Origin of the sequence: Cupriavidus sp. NPDC089707 (assembly GCF_044748965.1) — a bacterium.
Lineage (GTDB): Bacteria > Pseudomonadota > Gammaproteobacteria > Burkholderiales > Burkholderiaceae > Cupriavidus.
On record NZ_JBIVHB010000051.1, the window covers coordinates 1 to 6,892 of the forward strand.

Consider the following 6,892-nt stretch of genomic DNA (forward strand, 5'->3'; position numbering starts at 1 on the left):
GACGCAGGTCGTGGGTAACAACATCGTGAACCGGGGCCAGATCGGCGGCACCGGCACGACTGTGGTCAACGCGCAGCAGGACGTGCGCAACCTCGACGGGAGGATCACAGGTACTGACACCTTGGTGTCGGCTGGCCGCGACGTGATCAACGAGACGCAGACGATCTCGAACCAGGTCACGATGGGTAATCACAGCGCCGGTGCCACAGGCGTCGGCTCGGTCGCGGCCATTACCGCCACCAACAATGTTGGCGTGCTCGCCGGGCGAGACATCAACATGGCCGGCGGCGTGGTCGGGGCGGGCAACAATGCCCTGCTAGGCGCGGGCCGCGATGTGAACCTGGGCACGGTGGCGACGGGCACCACGCAGGATTCCAGCTCGCGCGGTGGACAGAGCTACTACCACGACCAGACCACGGTCAGCGTGGGCAGCTCGGTGCAGGCCCGCAACAATGTGGTGGCGGTCGCGGGGCGGGATGCCACGCTCACCGGATCGGCTATCGACGCGGACGGCAATGCCTCGCTGGTGGCGGGACGTAACACCACCGTGACCGCCGCCATCGACACCCATACGCACAGCGAAGGCTCGCTCGGCGGCAAGGGGGCGGAGTACACGAAATCGTCCTATGACGAGTCCGTGAGCGGCAGCTCGGTGCACGCGGGCAACAAAGCCAACCTCGCGGCGGGCCAATCGGCAACGGTCAATTCGGTGCTGCAGGCCAACGGCATTGCCGCCTCGACCGAGAGCAATGGTACTGGCAACCTGGCGGTGCTTGGGTCGTCGGTGACCACCGACAACGGTGCTGCCAACCTGATCGCCACCGGGGATGTGACCGTTGGGGCGGTCAACGAGAAGCACAGCGCCGACAGCTGGTCGCAAAGCCGGCGCTCCAATGGCCTGTCCAGCGAGCAGACGACCAAGTCCAGCAGCCAGTCGCAGAACATTGCCGTCGGGTCCATGGTGTCGGCAGACTCGGTCAATGGCCGCGCCGGCCGCGACCTGACTGTGACGGGCTCCAGCGTCGGCGCCACCGGCGATGTGTCATTGCACGCCGACCGCAACCTGACCATCGGCGCCTCGGAAAGCACGTCTTCCAGCAGCAGTTCGCAGGAAACGCGCAAGTCCGGGCTGATGTCCAGCGGTGGCGCGTCGGTCACCGTCGGCAAGCAGCAGACCAACCAGAGCGAGTCGGTGCAGACCACGACCCACACCGGTTCGCTGGTGGGCAGCGTGGGCGGCAACGTTGACCTGAGTGCGGGCCAAGCCTACACGCAGACCGGCAGCACGGTCACGGCCTTGCAGGGCGACGTTGGCATCCAGGCCAAGTCGGTCGATATCAACGCGGCGACCGATACCTACCGCATGGATCAGGAAACGCACTTCAAGCAGAGTGGCCTGACCGTCGCCGTGTCCAACCCGCTCATCGCGGCGACACAGACTGTTGGTCAGATGGCCGAGGCACAGGGCAAGACCGATGATCCGCGCATGAAGGCCCTGGCCGGTGCGGCTGGCGGGCTGGCAGCCAAGAACGCCTATGACGCCGTCAAGGGCGACCCGGCGAGCGCCGGGGGCATCAACATCAGCGTTACCGTGGGCGGGTCCAAGAGCGACAGCCAGCAGACGCAGACCGCCACGACGGCGGTTGGCAGCAAGGTCAGTGCTGGTGGCGACGTGCGCGTCCGCGCCGAGGGCGGCGGCCAGGACAGCAACATCAATGTGGTCGGCAGCGACATCCAATCCGGCAACAACATGCTGCTCAAGGCCGACAACCAGGTGAACCTGCAAGCGGCCGCCAGCACCGCCGAGCAGCACAGCAGCAGCCAGAGCGTGTCAGGCGGGGTCGGCATCGGCATCAGTGTCGGTGCCAAGGGCACGTCCTTCGGCGTCACCGCCAACGCGGCGGCCTCGCGTGGCAATGCCGATGGCAACGACGTGACCTGGACCAACAGCCACGCGACGGCAGGCAATACGCTGGTGATCGACTCCGGGAGCGATACCAACCTCAAGGGTGCCGTGGCGTCCGGCAAGCAGGTCGTGGCGAATGTCGGCGGCGACCTCAACATCGAGAGCCTGCAGGACACCAGCACCTACCGCAGCAAGGACCAGTCGATTGGCGGCAGCCTGACGGTCGGCGCCGGGTTCTCCGGTAGTGCCAATGTCGGTCAGCAGAAGATCAACAGCGACTTCGCCAGCGTAGGCGAGCAGTCGGCGATCCGTGCCGGCGATGGCGGGTACCAGATCGACGTGAAGGGCAATACCGACCTCAAGGGCGGCATCATTGCCGGCGGGACGGCGGACAAGAACACCCTTGCGACCGACACGCTGACGGTGAGCGACATCCACAACCACGCCGAATACAGCGGCAGCAGTGTCAGCATCGGGGCCGGCTTCACGGCGGGTGGCAGTGGCGGCAAATCGACTGGCGAGGGCAGCGGCGTCGGCCTGAACCAGGGTGGTCAGGCCACCACGGGCGGCGACGCGGTGCCGGGCACGACCCTGCCGACGACCGGCGGCAACGGCCAAGGCTTCTCGTTTGCGCCGCCCATGGTGGCCGGGGCCTCCGGCAGCGCGGACAGCACGACCGCCAGTGGTGTCAGCGCCGGCGCGATCACGATCCGCAACGATGCCAGGCAGAAAGCGCTGACCGGCAAGGACGGGGCGGAGACGCTTGCCGGCTTGAACCGGGACACCACCAACACGGGCAACTCGCTGACGCCGATCTTTAACGAACAGGAGATCAAGGCCGGCTTCGAGATCGTGGGGGCGCTGCAGCGCGAAGCAGGCGTGTTCCTGAATAATCGGACAAACGAGGCCGATGCGGCGAAGAAGGCGGCCGACGCTGCTGACAAGGACCCCAGTGCCTCGCCGGAGCAGCGCGCGGCACTCCAGCAGCGAGCTGACGACCTGGCCAAGTGGGGCCAGGGAGGCACCTACCGGCAGGTCATGACGGTGCTGACCGCTGCCGCCAGCGGCAATGTGACCGGCTCCACCGCGCAGTTCGTGCAGAGCGCTGCAGTTGGCTATCTGCAGGGCATGGCAGCCAATCAGGTCAAGCAGATGGCGGATAGCCTGGACAGCGAGACGGCGCGGGCGGCATTGCACGCCATCGTGGGCTGCGCCGGAGCAGCCGCAGCCAGCCAGTCATGCAGCGCCGGCGCCATGGGCGCGGCTTCGGCGTCGATGCTGGGCAGCCTGTTGGGGCCGACCGAAGGAATGACGCCGGAGCAGAAGCAGGCGCGCGAGGGCATGGTACAGAGCATGGTGGCTGGCGTTGCCGGTACAACCGGCATGAACCCGGCCACGGCAACTAATGCAGCGACTTTCGAGATCGAAAACAACCAGCTTGCGCTGCCTGCTCCCAGGCCAATGCCAACACCTGGCACGCCGCAGAAGCCGTTCCAGACACCCGGCAAATCCGCCGATCAGAACGAGGCGACCTTGACTGGCTCCCCGGATCAGTCGAAGGACAACCAATCCAAGCCTCTACTGCCACCTGTGCAGGATATCGTTAAGGGGATACAGGAGGCCGCTGATCCAATTTTTACGCCGATTCTGGAGGGTGCGAACGCGCGACTCGATTCGATTTTGACGATGGCCGGTGGTGCGGATAAGACAGACGGTGCACGACAATCGAATCCATCGAAGGCGGATAGTCCGGTGTGGCAGGATTTGCGCAGCGCCGGTAACGGTGTGAAGACTGACGGTAAGCGGTACTTTGAGTGGGACCATACCCACAATGATATTGAGGTATATAACAAGCGAGGGGAACACCTCGGTTCTATGAACCCGGTTACCGGCGAGATGTACAAGCCCGCAGTGCCAGGGCGCAAACTCAACAATCGCTAATCAACATGAAGAAATACGATCTACTGGATGATTTGATTCACGGCAAGATCACTCCCGATGAGGCTGACGATATCTGTAGCGGCGTCCTTGCCGACACTACTCTGAACATTCCCGCCCATGAAGCCCTGGGATTGACAAAGGTCGAGTGGACTGCATATGCCCACGGCGCCGACTTCCAAGAGGTCGCTGATTGGCGGCAGCATGGATGGCCGGATCGATGCTTCGTATGTGGGGGAAGAATCAAACCGGAGAGCTTTGGCTGGTTGGCACGTGAGCACAACGGGAAGACGCAGCTAAAACATGTGACCTGTCCAAAGGACGGTGACCACACAGAAACGTAGCCGTTTCGGTCGGCAAATACCTTTGACCTTTGAATGACCAATAAGAAATTTGTGGCCAAAAAATCGTGGCCATCTATTACCTGTCTGCTGTTAGTAAGTTCTACCGTATTAGGGCAAACAATTCCAACGAGGCCGGCCCAAGCGATTACCACGGCGGTCGAACAAGAGCAGCGTACCCGCCAGCAGCAGGAAGCCCGCGAGCGCGCTCAGGCGGTACAGGCGCCAGGCGTGCGCGCGCAAGACGTTGCACCGGTTGAATACCCGCCCCTGCCGACGGAAACATCGTGCTTCCGCATCGACCGCTTCGTGTTGGAAGTGCCGCCTGACCTGCCGGCAGCATCACAGGCACAGGGGGCGTCCGCATTGCCGCAGGACCCGTTCGCCTTTGTCCGTGTCTGGCTGGAGCACTACCGGGGCGCGTGCGTCGGCAAGCAGGGGCTGGACGTTCTGACCAAGGGCATGTCGCAGGCCATCCTGAGCCGGGGCTACGTCACCACTCGCGTGCTGCTGCCGCAGCAGGATATGAGCACCGGCACGCTGCGCGTGTCGCTGATTCCTGGCGTCATCGGTGAACTGCGTTTCGCCGACCCCGACACACGCGGCACATGGAAATCCGCGTTCCCCGCCCGCGCGGGCGACCTGCTGAATCTGCGCGACCTGGAGCAAGGACTGGAGCAGATGAAGCGCGTCGCCAGCCAGGATGCGGACATGCAGGTCGTGCCGACCAAGGTGCCTGGCGTCAGCGACGTGGTCATCACGGTCAAGCGCGCCAAGCCGTGGACCGTAGTGGCATCGGTCGACAACTCGGGCACGCTCGCCACCGGCAAGTGGGTCGGGAACCTGAGCGTCGGCATTGACAACCCGCTCGGCCTGAACGACCTGTTCAACGTCGGCTACATGCAGGACGTGGAGTTCAGCGACAAGCAGCATGGCACGCACGGCTGGAACGGCTTCTACTCGGTGCCGTGGGGCTATTGGACCGCCACGCTCTCCGCCTACTCGAACAACTACTACCAGCAGATCGCGGGCGTCAATCAGACGTTTATCTCCAGCGGGCAGTCGCAGACCGCCGACCTGAAGCTGCATCGCGTGATCCGCCGCAGCCAGAACGACGTGCTCGGCGTGCAGTTCCGGCTGTCACGCCGCTTTGGCAAGAGCTTCATCGAGGACACGGAGATTGAACAGCAGCACCGCAACAACACGGTGCTGGAGGCTGGCTTCACCGACCGACACTACTTCGGCGCCGCGCAGTTCGACGGCAGCCTGGCGTACCGCCAAGGCATTGGCGGTTTCGGCTCGCAACCGGACGCGCTGGCAGCAGATGGCGGGCCGACCTGGCGCTACCGCATGGTCGTCGCCGACGCCAACCTGTCGGTGCCGCTCCAACTGGGCGGCCAGCCTTTGCGTTACGTGACCACGTTCCGGGGCCAGTACACCGGCGACCGCCTCTACGCGCTGGACATGATGACCATCGGCAGCCGCTATACCGTGCGCGGCTTCGACGGCGAGAACCTGCTGGCGGGAGACAGCGGCTTTTACTGGCGCAACGAGCTGCAGGCGCCGATTGCGGCCACCGGCCAGGCTGTCTACGCTGGCGTGGACTATGGACGTGTCTTCGGCCCGTCTACCGTCGTGCTGGTGGGCAAGCAACTGGCTGGGGCGGTGATCGGACTACGTGGTGGCTTCGGCTCCGGCTTTGGCCGGCTATCTTACGACGTGTTTGCCGGCGTCCCGATCTACAAGCCCGCCGCCTTTCATACCGCAGGGGTGACAGGCGGGTTGCAGGTCACGTATCAATACTGATGCGATTTGGAAGCTGATAAGGGTCCCAGCCCGTGAGCCGCCGCATTGTTTCTGGCAAAGCACCAGAGGCGGGCATGACTCCAACTCAATCATGGATGACACGTTAGATAAACTTCGCCGGAACACCGTAGTTCTTTCGGCGGCCATCATTGCCGCATGGTGGCTGCAGCTCAAAGTGCCGGAACAGTTGAGGCTCCTAGGGCTTACAGAAGGATTGCCATTGCCCGCGCCCTGGCGTGTCTGGGTGGCGGTTGCAGCAGTGCACCTCTATTGCTTCGTTCGGTACTACCTTAGCGGCGAAGGCACAGCAAGCAGGGACAAATGGCGCAGCCAATATAGTCGGCTGATAAGAGATCGCATCCTGCGTTTGTTGCGGCAGGACTCCAAACGGGCCACGCTGGGTCAGCTGACGTGCTTTCCAACGTTGAGCCCGCCGAAGGCGGCGAACGGACGATCCTTTCACATTCACGATCCTGCGAGTGTAAGGGGCTGGACCGGCACGGTGGCGGCAGTATGGCAGTGCGACAAACATACTGAAGAATTGGCGGCGATCGGCAAGGGCGAATATGCCGTGCCCTGGATCATGCGCATGCATATACGTGCAGTCACATTACGAGACATGACCCTTACCACGCATTCAGCCTTGGAATTCTTTTGGCCCGTCCTGTTGTTCGTCAGCGCGAGCTGCATCATCGTACTGCGGCTTTGGACGCCTCACTGACCAAGACGCGTTTGAAGAACGACTTGCCGCCGCCCCGCGCGTTTCGCCATGCGACGCCGGCAAGATAAGGTAAAATCACACTAGCGTCCCGCGTCAGAAGTTCCTTGCATTATTGACACCACATAGTAGTCTGCGTTGAAGGCACGCAAACGGCGAGGCGGTGATGAGAGGAAGACCAAA

4 protein-coding genes are annotated in these 6,892 nt (G+C 63.3%); all 4 read left to right on the top strand.

Annotation, left to right across the window (positions count from 1 at the left end; all coding sequences use genetic code 11):
• Positions 1-3,847, top strand: a 3,847-nt coding sequence (locus tag ACIP1U_RS32375; RefSeq protein WP_400323978.1) for a hemagglutinin repeat-containing protein, incomplete at its 5' end; no start/stop codon positions are given.
• Positions 3,848-3,852: 5 nt separating this feature from the next.
• A complete protein-coding gene (locus ACIP1U_RS32380; protein ID WP_400323981.1) occupies positions 3,853-4,188 on the top strand; it encodes a hypothetical protein in 336 nt (111 codons plus the stop codon).
• A gap of 33 nt (positions 4,189-4,221) precedes the next feature.
• Positions 4,222-5,991 carry a ShlB/FhaC/HecB family hemolysin secretion/activation protein gene (locus ACIP1U_RS32385; protein WP_400323983.1) on the top strand — a complete coding sequence of 590 codons (1,770 nt, stop codon included), beginning with the start codon at positions 4,222-4,224 and terminating at the stop codon, positions 5,989-5,991.
• A 91-nt stretch (positions 5,992-6,082) separates the two neighbouring features.
• On the top strand, positions 6,083-6,712 hold the full coding sequence (locus ACIP1U_RS32390) for a hypothetical protein (RefSeq protein ID WP_400323984.1): 630 nt from the start codon (positions 6,083-6,085) through the stop codon (positions 6,710-6,712).
• Positions 6,713-6,892: the final 180 nt, after the last annotated feature.

What these genes read in the sequence shown, in the direction of transcription:
- ACIP1U_RS32390 (WP_400323984.1), top strand. Translation starts at nt 6,083, where the DNA reads ATGGATGACACGTTAGATAAACTTCGCCGGAACACCGTAGTTCTTTCG.
- ACIP1U_RS32380 (WP_400323981.1), top strand. Translation starts at nt 3,853, where the DNA reads ATGAAGAAATACGATCTACTGGATGATTTGATTCACGGCAAGATCACT.
- ACIP1U_RS32385 (WP_400323983.1), top strand. Translation starts at nt 4,222, where the DNA reads ATGACCAATAAGAAATTTGTGGCCAAAAAATCGTGGCCATCTATTACC.